Below are 19,299 nucleotides of genomic sequence, written 5' to 3'. Positions count from 1 at the left end.
TGTCCCTCTTGTGTGCTTTCGCACCTTAAATATCATTTGAACGGTAAAAGGTCAGTACTTTAATAACAAAACTTTTAGCACTTGAACCTATATATTATCAACGTCGTCTCGCAACTCTCCAAACATTTGGCTCCTTATAGTTTACATAACAGACCGATATTTTGGGATCCGCAGCCAATCGTCCAGATAATAATATAATCTCCCCGTTTTACCATCCCTCGTTCCATGGACTCATACAGAGTGATAAATGGGCTGCTGGTACCGGTATAACCATACTCATATCCTATGTATAGGCTGTTCTCCTCTTTTATATCCATAAGTTCTCTGATCTTTCTTATATTTATAAGTGCATACTGCGAAAAGCAGAACATTCTGATATCATCTTTCGTTAAACCGTTTCTGTCAAGAAGAGTCTGAATGGATTCAATGGCAGATTCCGGTACATCCTCCGTAGGCGGTGTAAAATCAATGAGCATGTCTGCTTTATTTTCCACATGGAAGATATTTGAGAAGCCGCAGCCAGGAAATAAAGCCACATCCACTCCCTCTGATTTGACAGTACAAACAGAATCTACCAGACCACAGTCCTCCTCTGTCTTTTCAAGGATTACAGCGCAGGCTGCGTCTCCATAATGTCCGTACAGATTCTCTTCCTCTTCGTTTATCATCATATTAATATAATCACAGCCGACAAGAAGGGTTCTGTTTACATGGGGCGTCAGTGCCATATATTTTGCTGCCTGCTCTAAGGCCAGTGCCATGCCACAGCAATTGGAATTCACATCATAACAGATGCATTCCTTTTTACCGCCAATGGCTGCATGTATTTTTATTGAAGTAGGAGGGGCAGTGTACTCCGGCAGCTGGCTGGATAGAATTATCATATCAATATCAGCACCAGTCAGGCCTGTCTTTTCAAGTAATTCATGAGCTGCCTCCAGCGAAAGGGTTAAGGTGCTGCCGCTCTCATCTTCAAACATATACCTTTTATCCCTGCCGATTACATCTTTTAAGAAATGTTCTACTTCTTTTCCTCGTTTACGAAAATGCTCCAGATAAACTTCGTTTTCAACTACCTTCTTACCATGGCTGACTGCCAGCTCTCTAAGTCTAAATTTAACCATATTAATACCATACCTTTCTCCCCATATGCAAAGTTTGGGCCTCTGGCACAAAGCTGCGTGTGATATGTCCTATTCAGACTTCTTTAAAAAAATATAAGTTGAACTAAGTTCCTTCCGGGATTTTCATTTTCCCGGAAAAAACTACAGTTCAACTGCTTTGAAAGCTTATATAATTTCAAAATCCGCAATACCTGCCTCTTTTGCAAGTCTTCTAACCTGCATAGCAAGTATAGCACTGTCTTCCATTCGAAGTGTAACCTTTTTAAAACCTGTCTGCTTATAAAGGACAAAGAAGCCCTTTAATTTCTCTTGTTTATCCGGTGTAATAACACCCATGTTTCTTGCATCCAGCTCCAGATTCACCTGGGCAGGATTTATTTTACTTACTGCCTGCTGGTATGCAGCACCAAAAGCTGCAATATCTTCGTCTCCGAATTTACCATCCAATACGATTTTTAGGGAATTTCCTGATACTGTAACACTAAATTTCTCCATACAATTTCTCCTTTGCAGATTTTCATGAAAGTAGTCCCATGATGAATATACAAAAAAATCCATAGCAAGGCCATGGATTGTAATCATGGTAACCCGGCTGCCATAACAAAAGTCTTAGGCCCGTGGCTTTGCGTCTCCACCTTTCGAAGGATTTGCCTTTTTCATGCTGTTTTATCAGAATTTAATGACATAATAGGGTAAATAATTACCATATAACTCCATTATACCCAAATTAATACAAATATCAAGTATTTCCTTTCTTTTTCTTTTCTAATATATTCCTTTCTTTTTTCTCTGCTTTCTGCCTATTTGCGGAACCCCTTTCCCTTTCTATTTGTCTCCCCTTCCATAAAGCAGCACCTGTTCTAACATATGCCCTATATTCCCTTCTCCTGCAAAACGGGACAGGTCAAAATAATTCTCCGTAATTCCAAGCCATACAAGAGGATTCGCCTCTTCTCGTAACTCAACATCCCGCTTCAGGGTACCGGCATAAACTTCAACATAACAATTCTGGTTATAATAAGTAAAGTCCATCATATGGGAAAGTTCGATGTCATTGTCACTTATACCCGTTTCCTCCAGTAACTCTCGGTAGGCAGCTGTCATTCCTTCTTCTCCTGGTTCGATCTTGCCTCCAACCAGATTATATAATCCCTTATAAGGGTCTTTTTTCCTCTTGCAAAACAACAGTTCCTTACTGTCTGTGCTAAATACCATGATACAATTATATCCCTGCATTGTAATTCCTTTCCTATCTCTAACTATAGTCCAACAAAGAAACCTGGGAGCTTCTGAAATCAATCGTCATGATTCCAGCAATCTGTGCCCGGAAAAGAACTGAACTGCAGAATATTCATATCCTGCAGTCCAGTTCTTTCTATTATTTTATACTGTGTAATACACCCAGTACGGCTGTTTCGATCTCTTTTAATTTACTCTCTGACTTTTCAAGCGTATCTGATTTCGTATAGATATATAGTTTAATCTTTGGTTCTGTACCAGAGGGCCTTAAAGTATACCAGCAGCCATCCTCAAACTTAAACTGGACAGCATCTGTCTTCTCTGTTTCAATGGATGTCTTCTCACCTGTAAGTACATTGGTAGCTTCTGAGAGTTCATAGTCCGTTACCTGTACCAGCTTGGAGCTTCCAATAGAACCTGCATTCTTCTTACGGTATTCTACCATCATTCGCTTGATTCTTTCCTGTCCTTCAATACCTTCCAGGACAATAGAAATGGTATTTTCACGGTAATAACCATATTCTTTATACAATTCGTTTAATACATCGATTAAAGTTTTTCCCTGGCGTTTATAGTAACCTGCCATCTCTGCAAGAATCAGGGTTGCTGCCACACCGTCTTTGTCTCTTAGGTAGCTGCCGATGTTATAACCGATACTTTCTTCATATCCAAATACGTAAGTATATTCCTTCGTACTATCCCAGTCATTTGCCAGTGCGCAGATATTCTTAAAGCCAGTAAGTACGTTAAACATCTTCACGCCATATGCCTCTGCTATGGCACTTCCCATTTCTCCGGTTACAATGGATTTAACCATTGCTGCATTGGCAGGAAGCGTTCCTTTCTCCTTCCTGGAGGTCAAAATATAGTTGATGATAAGGACCCCTACCTGGTTTCCGTTTAAGGCTTCGATTGCTCCCTTGTGAACCACTTCAACTGCAAGCCTGTCACAGTCAGGATCCGTAGCGATTAATACGTCCGCCCCAACAGAAAGAGCCAGTTTCTCGCTTAAGGCAAAGGCTGCATGATCTTCCGGATTGGGATAATCTATGGTCGGGAAGGTACCATCGGGCAGTTCCTGTTCTTTTACTACATGAACGTTAGTGTACCCCATTCTGTCCAGGACTGTACGGACAGGAATGTTACCGGCACCGTTTAAGGGAGTATAGACGATACCAATATTCTTATCCACCTCTTCTTTTCTTAGGGAGATGGACATGGTCTTCTCGTAAAAGCTCTCATCCACTTCTTTATTAATAATATTTAACAAGCCCGCTTTTATAGCTTCTTCTTTTGCAGGAAGTTGTGTTTCTTCAAACAAATCCATCTTACCGATTTCTTCCAGTATCTGATTGGCTATACCGGACTTTATCTGGGAACCCTCTTCCCAATATACTTTATAGCCGTTATATATTTTAGGATTATGGCTCGCGGTAATATTAATCCCTGCCGCACAACCGTAATAACGGACTGCGTAGGATAATTCCGGAGTAGGTCTTAAGGAATCGAACAGGTACACCTTGATTCCCATGCTGTTAAATATCAGGGCACACATTTCAGCAAACTCAGGGGACATTATACGGCAGTCATGTGCAATTGCAACACCCTTTTTTGCAAATTCTTCTCCTTGTTTCTTAATAACTTTACCCAGTGCTTTTGTTGCTCTTCCTACAACGTAGCGGTTCATACGATTGGTACCTGCCCCAAGTATTCCTCTAAGACCAGCGGTACCAAAGGATAAATCACAGTAGAAACGGTCCTTGATATCCTCCTCTTTATCTTTGATACTGTTAAGTTCTTCTTTTAAATCTGCATCTAAAGTGGATATTCCCAGCCATTTTTCATATTCGTTTCTGTAATCTTTCATCTTACTATAGAACCGGCTTAAGCCAGTTCATTCTCCTTTCTGTATGAGATATAAGCTGAACATTTAACTATACTCAACTTATTTTATTCTTCCAAAAGTTACATGCCTTTCTTTTCTATTTTACTCTATCAAATGTTTTTGGACAATACATTTTCGATGGTTTCAGGAAGTTTTGTATCCGGAGCATCAACAGGAATTCAATACCTGCCAAGGTTTCGTATCGTGCATTTAATTCCATCAGGCACTATTAGATTACCCTTAAATAGCAGCTATTATTATAAGGTTATTCGTAGTCACCAAAAGCAATTATACCCTAATCTTCCTTTTCATCTCCCCCAGTTTATGCTAATATAAGGTTAATTATATCTACCATTTAAAGAAAGAGGAATATTGGTGGAATATGTACTATTAAACTTTCTATTTTACAATATTCCGCTTTACAGGTAATTAAAAGCAACGAAAGGAGTTTTTGTTTTATGAGAATTTTATTAATAGAAGACGATGCCGAGCTCTGTAAGGCTATTGAAGTTCATCTGAAAAAAGAATGCTACCAGACGGATATCTGCAATAGCGGCGCTGATGCTATGTATTATATAGAGAAATTTACCCATGATGTTATTGTACTGGACAGAATGCTTCCGGGCAGAGATGGCCTTTCACTGCTAAATGATCTGCGAGAACAGGGGATTACTACTCCTGTTATCATGGTTACTGCTATGAATGGTATCAATGACCGGATTGATGGCCTTGACGGAGGTGCTGATGATTATCTGGTGAAGCCTTTTGCCATGGACGAATTGATGGCAAGAATACGTGCGCTCTTAAGACGACCCAGAAAAATTGAAAATTCCCAGTGTCTTACCTGTGGCGATCTGAGTTTAGACGCCTCCACCTATGTAGCGGCAAAGGGCGAGAAGAAGCTTTCCTTGTCCAAAAGAGAAGGTGCACTCCTTGAATTTATGCTGCTCAATAAAGATAATATCCTAACCCGAGAGCAGATTCTTAACCGGGTCTGGGGCTTAAATGATTTCGTTGAAGAAGGTAACTTAGATAATTACATCTATTTCCTTAGAAGGCGATTAAAAGCATTGGACACCACTGTTTCCATAAAGACCGTCCATGGAATCGGCTACCGATTGGAGTATCAAACCCATGCTTAATTCATTGAAAAAGAAGCTGATATTACTCTATACGACTTCAACAGGATTTATTCTGACGGCCACTCTACTCTTTGTCATGCTGAATAATAATCAGCAGTTAATAAAGGATAAGTACTTTAATTTTCGGAGCAACTTTTCCACTGTATCCAAAAATGTACAGATGGACAACAGCTTCAGCCACCTATGGCTGTCTCAGCTGGAAACGAAAAATCATTTTATCATACATATAGAGGATAATGGAATTCCTCTTTTATTTCATGGCGCTTTTGCTCCGCTTACTGACCGAAATATCCTCATACAGAAGCTGAAAAAAGCTGCGGAGGAGGATACAATAGATACCGCTTCAAGACCCGTGTCTTTAAGCGAAGTGGAAAGCAGGACCTATGAAATAAAAGGAAATTCCAGAGAACGTTATCTGGGTGCTGTATTTGTAGTACCCGTTGGAAAGGGGGTTCGAAGTCTGGTTCTGCTTCAGCCACTGGATATCTCCGCCTTTCTTAATCCAGGGCAAATAATATTTCTTATCCTCACGGATGTTCTTGGTATCGGTGCCTTATTCCTCGTTAGTTATTGGATCGTAGGCAAGTCCTTAAAACCCGTGGAAGAGAGCAGACGGCAACAGACAGAATTCATAGCTGCTGCCTCTCATGAGCTGAAATCACCACTTGCGGTTATTCGCGCCAGTCTCTCAGCCGCCAGAATCGATGAAGAGAATTCTCCCCACTATCTGGGCAATATAGATAAGGAATGCAGCCGTATGGCAGGTTTGATAGAAGACATGCTGTTACTTGCCGCATCAGATGCCAAACACTGGCAGTTAAAGAGGGAACTTCTGGATATGGATACCCTGTTAATAGAAACCTATGACCTCTTCTACCCTTTTCTGAAAGAAAAATCCATGGAACTGAAGCTGTTGCTGGAAGATGAAATGCTTCCCGGAATCCAGGGTGACAAAGAACGGATAATGCAGATTCTGGCCGTTCTTATCGATAATGCTGCCGCTTATTCCAGAGAAGGTGACACTGTTATTATCAGAGCCTATACGAAGAAAAAAAGGCTATTTATAGAAATCGAAGATCATGGCAGCGGTATACCGGAGGGTAAGAAAAAAGAGGTATTCTTACGTTTCTATCGAGGTGACAGCTCAAGACAGGATAAAAGCCATTACGGACTGGGACTGAGCATTGCAAAGGAGCTTGCAGAAATGCAGGATGGTGCGCTGACCCTTAACGATACCCCGGGAGGCGGTGCTACCTTTCTTCTCTCCCTTCCTTTCTAGTTCCCCTCTTTCCCCCTTATTGACCTTACAACAAAGCCCTGTAAATCGGTATTACCATTACCGGCTTACAGGGTATTATTTTAACAGTGTTTTTATTTTAAAGATTATTTAGAGATTTGCCTGCTATCCTGTCTGTGAAACGGATAATTTATAAGGTTGAATAAAAACAGATTTTTATATTCAGCTTTTATAGAAAGAAAGGTATATGAAAATGAAGAAGAAATTACTCGCTTACCTCCTCCTGCTAGTCCTTGCCGTCTCCTCTCTTTATGGCTGCAGCAGTACAAAACAGGAGGACAACAAGACAATTAAGAAATCAGCCGATGCAACCACAGAAGAAGAAAAAGGCAGATATATTGAGTACCCTGTTGCTTTACCTGAAATGCCTTCCTCCGAAACCCCTACGAGGGTAGTTCGAAATAAGGAGAAACAATTTGAAACTTATTCCTATGATACCGAGAAGTCAAGCTACAAGCGCTACATTTTAAAAGCTGATCAGACCTGGGAGACCGGGGAAGCCGGTTGGTTAAATAGTAAGGATTTAAAAGGGTATACTCTAAATACATTATGTATCGGTGAAGATGGGAATCTATATGCTGCCTTAACTAATTATAACAACGATCCTTCTAGCTGCAAGCTTTACAAATCCAGCGATAACGGTTTAACCTCTGCAGAAATACCATTGACCTACCTGACAGAACCAGCTTACACAGGTGACGACCAAACCTTTTATCCCTATATAGAAAAAATGCAGGTGCTAAAAGACGGCACCCTTGTGCTCTCCGATATGTGGAAATCCAATACTCTTTTACTATATTCTCAGGAAGGTAAAGCCCTTGGAACTGTTCCTATAGACAGCCAGAAAAGCTTTATAGCCGCTGATAATACCATTATAGCTGCGAGTGATAACAGTTCTCAGATTATTTTTTATGATGCCTTAACCGGCAAAATAACAAAAACCCTTGATTATACTTTTCAACCCAACGGTGTAGCCTATGCTCTAAGAAGTGACGGAACCCTATTAACAGGCGATTCCGAAGGAATTCACCGGATGCTTTCTGAGGGTACCCTCTGGGAAATTCCTGTTGATGGCTCCATAACTTCCATGAGTATGCCCTCTCGTTATATAGAGAACGTCTATGTGGGAGAGTTGGACCCAGAGGATTACTACTGTGTATTCTCAGAAAGCAATATAGGCTTAAGCCTTATTCACTACGTCTACGACAAAGAAGCTTCCGCTGTTCCCCAAAATCAGATTACTCTATATTCCCTGAGAGAAAATGCAACTATCCGGCAGGCTATCTCGCTTTTTCAACAGAAGAATCCTGACAGCAGAATTAATTATGTAGTTGCTATGGGAAATGAAGGTGGAAATTTATCTGATTACATACGTGCGCTTAATACAGAATTATTAGCCGGTAACGGTGCAGATATTATTCTGCTGGACGGCTTGCCTGCACAGTCCTACATCGATAAGGGAGTACTGGCAGATATTTCGGATGTCCTGAAACCCTTGACAGAGGATGGACGCCTTCTTTCAAACATTGCAGAAAGCTATACAAAAGATGGGGCCATCTATCAGATGCCTATTCGTTTCGCCATTCCCTTGATAATAGGTCCTCCCGAAGTATTGACTTCAATATCCAGCCTAAGTACACTGATCGATACTGCTGAGGGCTCCGGCAAACCTTTTATGGATTCCTATATTCCTGAGAAGCTGGTTAATGACTTTCTGGCTCTTTATGGAGAAGATTTCTTTAAGGACAACAAACTTTCTGAGGACGACTTCAAAGAATTCCTCGAAAACATAAAAAGACTGACAGACAACATTGGAAAAATTTCCAAGGAGGAATATGATCAAACGGTTGCTCCGGAGTCTTACCTTTTCCGGAGTTCCATGAACTATGTTCCTTTAACAGCCGGTAAAACACTTGCCGTATACGCTCAGATCAGTGATATAACTGACTCAATGATGCCCTTTGCTTTGGCAAAAGAAACGAACCTTGCCTATAGTTCCTTGAACAACACTTTCCTGCCAAGCGGAATTATAGGTCTTAACAAAGCCAGTAAGAATCCAGAAACTGCAAAAGCCTTCCTGGAATTTTTGTTTACAGAAGAGGTACAGTCAGCAAACCTCTATGACGGCCTTCCTGTTAACAGCACCTCCTTAAAGAAATGGACCGATGAGGTTAATGATGATATCATGGTTGGCTATAGTGATCAGGAAGGAAATGATTTCACTGCTGTCTGGCCGGATAAAAAAGATCGTCACAACCTCTATCAAATAGCTACACAGGTTAACAAACCAATCACTATCAACCAGCAGTTAAATGATATCCTGAAAGAGCAGATTCTTTCCTTCTTAAAGGGTGATACTGGATTAGCGGAAACCGTTAACGCAGTGAAATCAAAAGTAAATACCTACTTATCCGAATAATATGAGAAGGAATAAACATATAACTCCCTGGCTGTTCCTCTTACCCAGCTTAACCGGTATAACAGTCTTTGTACTGCTTCCTTTCATAGATGTTGTAAGACGTTCCTTTTACGACGCTATGAACAATAACTTTGTGGGACTGTCCAATTATAGGACGGTCCTTACCAATAGCGCTTTCAGACAGGCTATCTCTAATACCGCAAGATTTATCCTGGTATGCCTGCCGCTTCTGTTATTCATTTCCCTGGTATTAGCCTTACTGATACACAGCAGGAAGAAATACAGGGATTTTTATAAGACGTCCTTATTAATTCCTATGGCAATTCCTACTGCCTCAATGGTAATTCTATGGAAATTAATCTTTCACGAAAACGGGCTTATGAATGGAATAATTCTGCAGCTGGGCGGTGATAAAACAGATTTTATGAACACTGATATGGCCTTTTCTATATTGGTGTTCAGCTACCTCTGGAAGAATGCAGGGTATGACATGATACTCTGGCTTACAGGTTTAAACGGAATAGATACCTCACTTTATGAAGCGGCAGGTGCAGATGGTGCGGGAGCTTTCCAGCGCTTTCGCTATATTACTCTTCCCCTCCTGTCCCCTGCACTTTTCATGATCGGTATCCTGTCCTTTGTCAATTCCTTTAAGGTCTTCCGGGAAGCTTATTTGATCTCAGGCAATTATCCTCAGGAGAGTATTTATATGCTGCAGCATATCTTTAACAACTGGTTTGCTGCCCTCGACATTCAGAAGATGTGTGCTGCCGCCGTTCTCAGTATTTTCTTGTTTATGGCAATCATACTGTTGATATTAAGATTTGATAAGGAATAGATCAGACCATGAAAACATTAAAAAATTTGCTAATAACAATATTATTGGTCCTTGCTGTCCTGCTCGTCTGGCTGCCATTGTGGATGCTCTTAAGCGGCTCCCTGATGGGAAGGGGAGAATTGTTTCAGAAGATAGGACCAATCCTTGGCCAATCAGAGGATATGGCTTCCTGGGGGATTCTTCCCCTCTATCCTACTCTTCAGCCTTTTGCAGAGCTTCTCTTAGATTCCCCGAAGTTCTTTGTTATGTTCTGGAATTCCTGCATTCAGGTCCTGCCAGTACTAGCAGGGCAGCTCATAATTGCTGTACCTGCCGCCTGGGCTTTTGCCAGATATAGCTTCCCCGGTAAAAAACTTTTGTTTACCCTTTATATCCTGCTGATGATACTGCCCTTTCAGGTGACCATGGTATCCAGTTATCTGGTATTATTTCGGATGAAGCTTACCGATACTCATCTTGCGGTTATTCTTCCGAATATCTTCTCCACCTTTCCGGTTTTTATTATGGTAAAGTTCTTTAAGGAACTGCCGGAGGCACTTATGGAAGCCGCAAGGCTCGATGGTGCTGGTGAAGGGTATATCTTTACCAGAATCGGTATTCCTCTCGGTGCTTCCGGCATCATCTCGGCCATCGTGCTGGATTTCATCGAATATTGGAATGCCATTGAACAGCCCCTGACCTTTCTCATTCGAAAGAAAAACTTATGGCCCCTGTCCCTGTATCTGCCGGATATTACCACAGATAAGGCAGGCCTTGCTTTTGCAGCCTCTTTTATTATGCTGGTACCTGCTCTTTTACTGTTTCTGTACGGACAGAACTATCTGGAACAGGGAATTGCTGCAACCGGATTAAAGGGCTAATTATTTCATACAATCAAGCAAAGGAACGAGAAGTCTTATGGAAAAGAAACTCAAAAAACTGCTTATCGGTTTTTTCATATTTATGCTGATTTTTACTTTCGTCTCAAGAGCAGCCGCCTCTGTAACACTTGCCCAGGTAACCGTGTTCTCTCCAAAGAGGGGTAATCTGATCTATGAACAGTCCGGTACCGGTACCATTAAGGAAAATGCAGAGAAATATATGAAACTGGAAGCAGGTTATAAAATTTTAAAAATAAATAAAAAAACCGGGGATCGTGTCGAGAAAAAGGAACTCTTATTTACCTATGATACGAGCCAATTAAAAGAACTTTTAAGTGCCAGGGAACTGGAACTGAAAAAATTGAAGCTGCAATATGATAAGAACAGCTTATCCTCCAAAAATACGGACAGCCACCTTGATTTGGAGGCGGCCCTGCTGCAAGAAGAAAATGCTCAGTCGGATCTGGCTGATGCAATAGCAGAACTTGATACGATCAAAGAGTCCGTAAAGGAAAAAAAGACAAAGGAATACGAAGAGTCCGTTGCCGCCTTAAAAGAACTGGAAACCGGAAAAGCCAATGCACTACGTCCTTTAAATCGTGATATTACCGATACCGAGAGCAGTCTGACACAGGCAAAAGAGCCGATTCTTAAATTAGAGGATATTATAACAGTATACTCCAATGCCGTTAAGAGCAAAAAAGAAGGAGCCGCAGAATCAGCTTATACGGCAGTCTTTGAATTTTATTATGACAATAAATACAAGGAACATAAGCAGCAGATAGAAACTGCCACAAAGAACCTGAACCGGCTAAAAGAAGATCTGGTCAGTACTACCCGTAAATGGGAGGCCACCATCGATTATCAGGATCAGTATTCTGCTGAGGACAGTGTCCGTAAGGCTTACCAGCAGCAGATTTCTGCAAGAAACAGTGAGGTTACCGCCTGTAATCGTGCCATTGAAGATGCGCAGGAAACTCTTGATAAACTGCAGGCTGAAGACAGCAAGCTCGATACTGCCCTGCTAACCTACAAGGGCGATCTTGAGAGCGGCTATGTTAACCGCCAAAAAGATTCCTATCAGTCCCTTTACCGGCTTCTATATGATCATCTGGCGATAAAAGAAACTGATATCCGCCTGGCAAAAGAAAAAGCAGACAGAGCCCAGGAAGATGCAAAAGCTGCAGAAAAAGAATGGGGCGAAAAGATAAGGAAAGCCCGAATACAAGCAGAAGCTCTGGAAAGCGATATACAGGCAATCAAGAAAGGCAGCTATGATTACAGCAAAGATATAAAAGATGCCAAAAAAGCAGAAGAAACCGCCAGAAGAACACTTGAGACGGTAAAGCTTCAGAGAGAGAAGCTTGAAGCAGAAATAACGGTAAAGCAAAGTAACGAAGAAACCAGTAAACTTACCATAAGTTTAGATCAATCAATGCTTCAGCTGGATATCAGCTCAAAAGAAGAAGAAATTGCAAAGCTTAATAAAATAATTGCGCAAAAAGGCAGGGTATACTCTCCTGTTCAAGGTATCATCGGCAATTCCGGATTGGATTATGGTATTACTTTAACTGGCAGTGAGAAGCTGGTCATTCTTACCGGTGGCTTCGAGCTGGTCATGAAAGGGAATAAGGATAATCTGAAGTATTTTTCCGAAGGCGACGAAATCGAAATCAAAAGTTATGACTCGAACACGCCCTTTACCTCTACCATAGAGACCTTAGGGCTGCCTGACGAAGAAGGCCTGGTTACCTTTACTGCACTTCTTCCTGATGGAAATTACAAAGAAGGCGGAAGCTTAACCTACCGTCTTAAGAAAGCCTCCCAGGAATATCCCAGCTGTGTTCCCCTCCAGGCTATCCGGCAGGATGCAGGCAGCCGTACCTATGTACTTATGGTCAAGGAAAAGGCTACTGTTCTTGGAATAGAGCAGACTGCTTTCCGTATGGACGTAACTGTTGAAGAAAAAGACCGGAATACTGCTGCAATCAGTGGTTCTTTTACCTCCGAGGACATTATAATTACCGGCAGCAGCAAAGATATTTCAGAAGGGGACCGGGTGATGGCAAATGAAACGGAATAGAATGCTGATGCTTTTCTTACTAACAGGCCTTCTGCTTCTTTGGTTTATGAGCCGATGTATTATGGATACTTCCTATGATAGAGATTTCTTTTCCAGTGTCAGTATCCGGGATCACAAAACCGGAATAAGCAAAGCTGCTCTGATCGAAGCGCTGGAACAGGAAAAGGAATCCGACCCAACCTTTAACAGCCGCACCCTGCTCTCCCTGACAGCCTGGAAATCAGAAGAAGGAGCAGAACTTACAAATCTCTATCTTGGACGCAAAGCTAAAGTCCTGGCAGTAACTCTTTGGGGCAATATGAGGGATACCGTACCCATGTCACTGTTGTCCGGCAATTATGTCTATCAGGAGGATGCTTATGGCTGTGTTCTGGATTCAGGTACAGCTTACGAATTGTTTGGTACCATTACTGCTGTTAACAATGAGCTGTTATATAAAAACAGCACCTATATTGTCAGAGGTGTGGTGAAAAGCTCTGTTCCTGTGTTTTTGGTGCAAAGCTCAAAAAGAGCCGATACTTTTTCTAATATTGAGCTGAAAATAACCGAAAAAGGCAAAGGAAAAGAAGAAATGTATGCTGCTGCCTTTCTTGCAGGCAGCAGCCTGACAGACAATTATTCGTTGATAGACGGATATTTTTACGGAAATCTCCTTTCTTCATCCTTTCTCCTGCCCTTATGGCTGATACTTCTCTGCTTTCTGCATTTTGCATTGCACCATTGTATTATTTACAGAAAAAAAAACAGGAAGCAACTTCTTGCCTATATCGGTCTAACTTTTATAATCCTGTCTCTGTTACTCTTTTTCTATTTCAAAACTGGTAATCCGCTTATCTTTGCCAGAAAATTCATTCCCACCAGATGGTCTGATTTCTCTTATCTGGCAAAGGTCACGGATACCTTAAAAGAACAGTTCCAACAGATGCAGTATCTGGATCCTAATCCCAGAGAGCTGCTGCTTCTTAAATCCCTGCTTACACTAAAGTATCGTTTTGCCCTATTAATTGTTTTATATTTTCAACTGTTTTTAACAGGGTACATTTATGGAAAACAGCGACACTGTATATGCTGAGTTTCAACTTATCTCTGCCGGATATAAACCTTTGTTACCGGGTTTTATATCCGGCAGAGATAACTTACATTTATTTTATGTTTTATTGTTTTTCTACGAACTCCTACAGCACCTTTTCATATAACTTATACCAGGGCAGTCCATAATCGGCATAACCTAAATCTACAGTTTCCACATACTCATAACCACACCGTTCATACAAACGGATTGCCGGATAATTCTTCTCGTATACGTCCAGCCGAATTGCCTTCATCCCCTGTTTTCTGGCATGCTGTTCTGCGAAATTCATGAGTGAATGTCCAATTCCTTTCCTGACAAAGTCCGGATGGACCGCCAGGGTGTGGATGACAATGATCTTGTCATAAGAACACTCTATGTTCCAGGCAACAGCAATATAGGCTTCCTCCGGTTTATGGCTTAATATGACGCTGCCTGCAATCCTGCCGTCACATCTTATCACATAGAGATAACCTTCCTCTACCCCTTCAACAGCATTTTCTCTTACCGGATATATCCCCTTCTTAAAGCCGGGATAATTTATACCAGCCTCCAGGGCATCATTCATTTCATTGTAAAGCCTCTCTATTTCATCGATGTCAGATAACTTTCCTGCTTCAATTATAAATTCCATACCCACTCTGTCCTTTTTTAATTTATGTCTACCTCTTGTTGCAAGAGGTACTGCCTAAATAAGAAATTGAAATTCCTTTATTTCACATCAGCCACCATGCACACCTTACGTGTTCCAATCACTCTCGGACATTGCTTTCTAATATACACACAGTTTCCATTGAAGTGTGGCACCTATAAATCATGGGGTGATGTGAATTGCGCCATTCGTAATTCACACTAGCTTCTGTACAACACATAATCCTGTATTTCTTTTTTATATCCATACTTTTTAAAAATATCCGTCATATCCTCCGGGTATTCCTTCACAATAAGACGGTTTATCTGCGGAAACAGCCTCTTCTTATGAAAATCCCTGGAAAAAGCCTCTAACAGACTATCCGCAGCTTCCATATCAAATATCCGCAGAATCTTCCCCTGCCGTTCCATTACTGCAACAGTCGCACCGCCTCTTAAAGCTACGATTGTCCCTGGAACATTCATAAAACTTCTGCCCTCCCTGTGGGCAAGGCACTTTCCCCAAGGCTGACAGGGATCTATAGCCGGTATCCAGATAAGCTGCTCCTTTGGATTCTCAAGGGCATACATCACCCCTGCAAAGTCCTTCTCTCTGATAAACTGAACCCCTGACATACCTTCTATAAAATATCCCCTTCGTACCTGTCCGGTATATTCCCAGATTCTTAAGACCTCCAGTGCCTCACTCCAGGTCATTCCCTGAACAGTTTCTCTGCAGAGAATAAGCTTTCCCTCGAAGAGACGGTTAAGCTGCTCTTCTTTGCTCAATCTTTTCAAAGGTCTGATTAATTCCCATCTGCCGGTAGTCATAGCCTTGGCATGGACTCCGACTCTTTGCCTGGGGGAAGCTTTTTGAAGCTTATCCCGGTTAAGCCACCATCTTACCGGCATAAAGCTGTCAGCACAGACAAGTCCTTTTCCTGCTAAATTAAGCAGATAGTCAAAGGGTGAATCTCCGCTTAATAAATCCCGGAGCCTTTGCATAAAGCTGGCTCCTCTCTTAAGCAATGCATCATAAATAATCTCTTCCTGCTTAGACAAATCAACCTGTTCTTCCAGATCCGCTTCCCAGTCAATGTCCTCATAGGCATGAAAATTCAACCCTTCCTTTTCCTCCAGTTGATAGAAGTAATTCCCTTGTCCCAGTATCTTATCAAGAAGCTCCTCCCGGTACTCGATGATCCTCCCCGGTAATAATACGCTCTCCCATAGAGCCGGTGCATAAGACTGATTCTTTAACTGTTCTATTGCCTTAAAGGTCTGTTCTTCTTTCGTCCCCGGCTGCAGGATCCGCTCTGCCAACAGGGCTGCATACCGTTCTGCTTTCTGGGTCCTGATCTGTGCTCTTTTATTCTTAATGGTTTCTCTTCGAGCTCTGTCATAAAGCCTGGCATGATAATACAAACCCTCTCTGCTAACTGCTTCTTCCTTTTCACACAACGCAGTCAGGATTTCCTCTCCTTCCCGGGGAGAGAGAAAATATCTTTCTGCCACCTCTTCACTTGAGTGAGCACCACGGTAACGGAGAAGCCTCCTTACAATCGGCAGCAGCTTATCCATAACCTTGTGCTCTAAAGCCTGTTCATAGTCCTCCGCCTGTTCTGCGGCAATCCATAAACCCGGTTCAATATATAGCACCAGACCGCTTTCTGAAAGCTTTAACAGCCATTCTATGGGAACCTCTAATTCACCGGCTATCAAATCTCCTTCTATCATAAGCAATGAATGAAGCTGTTTCTCATCCTCCGGCAATTTCTCCCTGACTGAGATCATATCCAGGTCTTCCTTGGCAGGTTCTATCATCTGGGCTTGTTTCAGCGCACCTTCTGCAGCAGCGTAGATTCCCTTTGTAGTTGGAGAATAATCATACATCATGGCTGCCTCTGTCTGCTGCCGAAAGGGAAGAGACATAGGGGAGGGTAGTTCCATATGGAGTTCTATGACCTTGATCTGACCTGAACGTATACCTTCAAGAAGAAACTGCGTACCATCCAAATCCCAGTAATCCTCCAGACATTCCCGCTTCGTCTCCCGGATAAGAGGGTGATCCATTCGTGTTACCAGACTATTGAGCATATCGGCACTTCTCATCCGCTGGACCCATAAAGGAGTACGTCCGCTCTTCTTAACTCCCATCATCATGGCTCTGGCTGAGTTGTATCGAAAGTTCATTTGAAAGAGGGGAGTCGCAAGCAGTATTGCTTCCAGCACCTCTTTTGCCGTCTCAACGTTAATATTCTGGAGGATGCCCTCCGGCAGCTCCTCCTCACCGTAGGGAAAGAGGATAAAGCCGTCATCGTCATCGCAATAGCTAATTGTCATACCCGTTATTCTTGCTGCCGTTTCCTGGGCAAGAATCGCGAGAGGCCCATTTACTTTCCGTCCAAATACGGAATGTACGGTGATCTGGCTGCCTCCATTTATATCCTTAAAATGTTCTACAATAATAGTATTATCATCCGGAAGTGTTCCGGTGGCATCAATCTGTCGTTTTAAGAATTCCTCCGCTCCTTTGGCGGCCGGTTGGTTAAGGCCAAGACTTAAGAGTTTCTCCAGTAACTTACCTGCTTCGTAACTCTCCATAAGCTGTCTTAATATTTTACCAAAGGCCAGGCCTGTCCTTAACCCCCTGCCTTTGATTTCTCCCTTCCAGAAGGGAAGTCTTCCACCAGGAGCATTTACCTGTGTTACTACAACTGTATCCTTTTGAATACCGGTAATCTGCCAGGTAAAGGTACCAAGAAGGAACCTGTCCCCTACACGAGATTCAAAGATAAACTCCTCATCCAATTCCCCCAGCTTTACTCCGCTTTCCGACTTTACGGTATATAAGCCTTTATCCGGAATGGTTCCTCCGGCAGATATGGCAAGCATTCTGCTGTAGGCATCTCCTTCCACCCTTTCATGGATTCGGTCATACAGGATTCTTGGCCTGACAGGCAGGTCTCTCTCATGTTCATAGTCTCCTGCCAGCATGGCAAGAACTGCCTGCACCTCTTCTTTACCCACTTCCCGAAAAGGATAAGCCCTGCTCGTTATTTCAAGTACCTCATCCACTGCATAACCTTCTCCCGAAGCCATGGAAACCAGATGCTGTGCCAGTATATCCAGGCAAAGTCTCGGAGGTTTAGCGTATTCCACCATGCCATGTCTTGCCACCTCAGCTGTAAGTCCGCAATACACGCCTTCGGCAGAAGCTCTTGGAAAGATATGCATTACACTTACCCGTCCAGGATTATGGCCAGCTCTTCCAAGCCTTTGAAGCGTTCCGGAGATGGAACTGGGACAGCCTATCTGAAAGACTTCATCTATTTCACCAACATCGATTCCAAGTTCCATAGAGGAGGTTGCGCAAAGGAGCCGTAATGAACCCTCTCTTAAGGACTGCTCTACTGCAAGACGCTGTTCCTTCGACAGACTGCCATGATGGGTTCTAGCAAACCCGTCACCGCCCAGCTGATTGATATAATAGGCTAATTTCTCTGCATACCGTCTGCCTTCTACAAAGGCAATCACACTTTTGGTACCTCTGCAATAATCAAATATGGTTAAGGCTATTTCCTCCCAGATCGGGTCCTTGGAGCTTTTCTTTCCGTAAGGTAACGGACTCGTTACGACTATTTCAACCTTTTTCTCCATTTTGGGGGCTACTATGGTAACCGCATCGGGAGAGAGATACTCTGCTGCCAGATTAAGAGGTTCTATGGTCGCCGACAATCCGATGCGCTGCAGCGGTTCTGTACATAACTTGTCAAGCCTTGCAAGGGAAAGCATAAGATGTGCTCCTCTTTTCGAATCAATCATCGCATGGAGTTCATCAATTATAATGGCTTTGGCTGTCTTTAAAAGATTTTGACCGGATTTGCTGGTAAGCAGCAGATACAGTGATTCCGGGGTAGTAATTAGAATATGGGGCGGTGTCTTAATCATAGATTTTCGCTCAGCGGAAGTAGTATCTCCCGTGCGTATGGCTACCTTAATGTCAAAAGGGACACTCTCTTTGTATCCTGACTTTCTCTCCACCTCTGAGATACCATTTAAAGGTCTATTTAAGTTTTCTCTGATATCTCCCGCCAGAGACTTAAGCGGAGAAATATAGATAACATGAAGCTCCTGTTTTAAGGTACCCTCTCTTGCCTTTTGCTTTAACCGGTCGATAAATACCAGAAAAGCTGACAGAGTCTTACCAGTACCGGTAGGTGCTGAAACCAATGTATTCTCGCCTGCTGCTATGGCAGGCCAGGCCCCCTCCTGTACCTTCGTGGGAACACCTATTTTCTGTGTGAACCATTCTTCCGTTATAGGGTGAAAGACAGATAAGGCTTCCTTTGACATTACTCTGTACCTCCTTCTTATTTAATCTGCCTGATTCGAAGCTTAAGTTTATATATGAATACCCCCAAAGTAGGTTTCAACAAGGGTTTGAGACTATTACTAATTATTTCTATTATAACAAATCTAAATCACAGAAGATACTGAATTAACTCCTGGTTTCAATTTTATAGGTAAACGTTATAAAAATCCACGGAATTTTTATAACGTATCTCCAAAAATGCAGGCGCCTCGAAAAAAGTAGTTGATTATACGATTTAATATGATAAAATTGAATCAATTAAAGAAAATTGGCTGACAAAAACCAATTGTAATTATATAATACTAAGTAGTAATAAATTATAACGACCCTAAAATCAA

The 19,299-nt window shown here is 42.2% G+C and carries 13 protein-coding genes and 1 riboswitch; of the genes, 7 read left to right on the top strand and 6 right to left on the bottom strand.

Annotated elements, in window-relative coordinates; all coding sequences use genetic code 11:
• Positions 1 to 134 precede the first annotated feature (134 nt).
• The 4 genes from R2R35_RS16170 to R2R35_RS16155 form a co-directional block, all read right to left on the bottom strand.
• Entirely contained in the window at positions 135 to 1,124 is a 990-nt protein-coding gene (locus tag R2R35_RS16170) for a 3-oxoacyl-[acyl-carrier-protein] synthase III C-terminal domain-containing protein (RefSeq protein WP_317730868.1), read from the bottom strand.
• A 165-nt stretch (positions 1,125 to 1,289) separates the two neighbouring features.
• A complete protein-coding gene (locus R2R35_RS16165; protein ID WP_317730867.1) occupies positions 1,290 to 1,619 on the bottom strand; it encodes a hypothetical protein in 330 nt (109 codons plus the stop codon).
• A gap of 84 nt (positions 1,620 to 1,703) precedes the next feature.
• Positions 1,704 to 1,786, bottom strand: a riboswitch (cyclic di-GMP riboswitch).
• 163 nt (positions 1,787 to 1,949) lie between these two features.
• Positions 1,950 to 2,360, bottom strand: coding sequence for an NUDIX hydrolase (locus R2R35_RS16160; protein WP_317730866.1), 411 nt, complete (start codon positions 2,358 to 2,360; stop codon positions 1,950 to 1,952).
• Between the two features lie 142 nt (positions 2,361 to 2,502).
• Entirely contained in the window at positions 2,503 to 4,230 is a 1,728-nt protein-coding gene (locus tag R2R35_RS16155) for a phospho-sugar mutase (RefSeq protein WP_317730865.1), read from the bottom strand.
• 476 nt (positions 4,231 to 4,706) lie between these two features.
• On the opposite strand from R2R35_RS16155, the gene R2R35_RS16150 reads away from it, so the two are divergent.
• The 7 genes from R2R35_RS16150 to R2R35_RS16120 all read left to right on the top strand — a co-directional run bounded on the left by R2R35_RS16150 (position 4,707) and on the right by R2R35_RS16120 (position 13,959).
• Positions 4,707 to 5,390: a response regulator transcription factor gene (locus tag R2R35_RS16150; RefSeq protein WP_317730864.1), complete on the top strand. Its 684-nt coding sequence runs from the start codon at positions 4,707 to 4,709 to the stop codon at positions 5,388 to 5,390.
• Positions 5,383 to 6,669, top strand: coding sequence for a sensor histidine kinase (locus R2R35_RS16145; RefSeq protein WP_317730863.1), 1,287 nt, complete (start codon positions 5,383 to 5,385; stop codon positions 6,667 to 6,669). The genes R2R35_RS16150 and R2R35_RS16145 overlap by 8 nt, the downstream gene beginning before the upstream one ends.
• Positions 6,670 to 6,880: 211 nt before the next feature.
• Positions 6,881 to 9,106, top strand: coding sequence for an ABC transporter substrate-binding protein (locus tag R2R35_RS16140; RefSeq protein WP_317730862.1), 2,226 nt, complete (start codon positions 6,881 to 6,883; stop codon positions 9,104 to 9,106).
• 1 nt (position 9,107) lies between these two features.
• Entirely contained in the window at positions 9,108 to 9,944 is an 837-nt protein-coding gene (locus R2R35_RS16135; protein ID WP_317730861.1) for a carbohydrate ABC transporter permease, read from the top strand.
• 8 nt (positions 9,945 to 9,952) lie between these two features.
• The gene (locus tag R2R35_RS16130; protein ID WP_033168437.1) at positions 9,953 to 10,804 is read left to right on the top strand and encodes a carbohydrate ABC transporter permease; all 852 of its coding nucleotides are present in this window, start codon (positions 9,953 to 9,955) and stop codon (positions 10,802 to 10,804) included.
• Between the two features lie 37 nt (positions 10,805 to 10,841).
• A complete protein-coding gene (locus R2R35_RS16125) occupies positions 10,842 to 12,887 on the top strand; it encodes a hypothetical protein (protein ID WP_317730860.1) in 2,046 nt (681 codons plus the stop codon).
• Positions 12,874 to 13,959 carry an ABC transporter permease gene (locus tag R2R35_RS16120; protein WP_317730859.1) on the top strand — a complete coding sequence of 362 codons (1,086 nt, stop codon included), beginning with the start codon at positions 12,874 to 12,876 and terminating at the stop codon, positions 13,957 to 13,959. The genes R2R35_RS16125 and R2R35_RS16120 overlap by 14 nt, the downstream gene beginning before the upstream one ends.
• A 103-nt stretch (positions 13,960 to 14,062) precedes the next feature.
• On the opposite strand, the gene R2R35_RS16115 is transcribed toward R2R35_RS16120, so the two are convergent.
• Both R2R35_RS16115 and R2R35_RS16110 read right to left on the bottom strand, forming a co-directional pair.
• Positions 14,063 to 14,590, bottom strand: coding sequence for a GNAT family N-acetyltransferase (locus R2R35_RS16115; protein WP_317730858.1), 528 nt, complete (start codon positions 14,588 to 14,590; stop codon positions 14,063 to 14,065).
• A 218-nt stretch (positions 14,591 to 14,808) separates the two neighbouring features.
• On the bottom strand, positions 14,809 to 18,942 hold the full coding sequence (locus tag R2R35_RS16110; RefSeq protein WP_317730857.1) for a DEAD/DEAH box helicase: 4,134 nt from the start codon (positions 18,940 to 18,942) through the stop codon (positions 14,809 to 14,811).
• Positions 18,943 to 19,299 lie beyond the last annotated feature (357 nt).

It is taken from the genome of Anaerocolumna sp. AGMB13020 (assembly GCF_033100115.1).
GTDB lineage: Bacteria > Bacillota > Clostridia > Lachnospirales > Lachnospiraceae > Anaerocolumna.
Note: the sequence above shows the minus strand (reverse complement) of the source record. Positions and strands in the feature narration are given on the sequence as shown.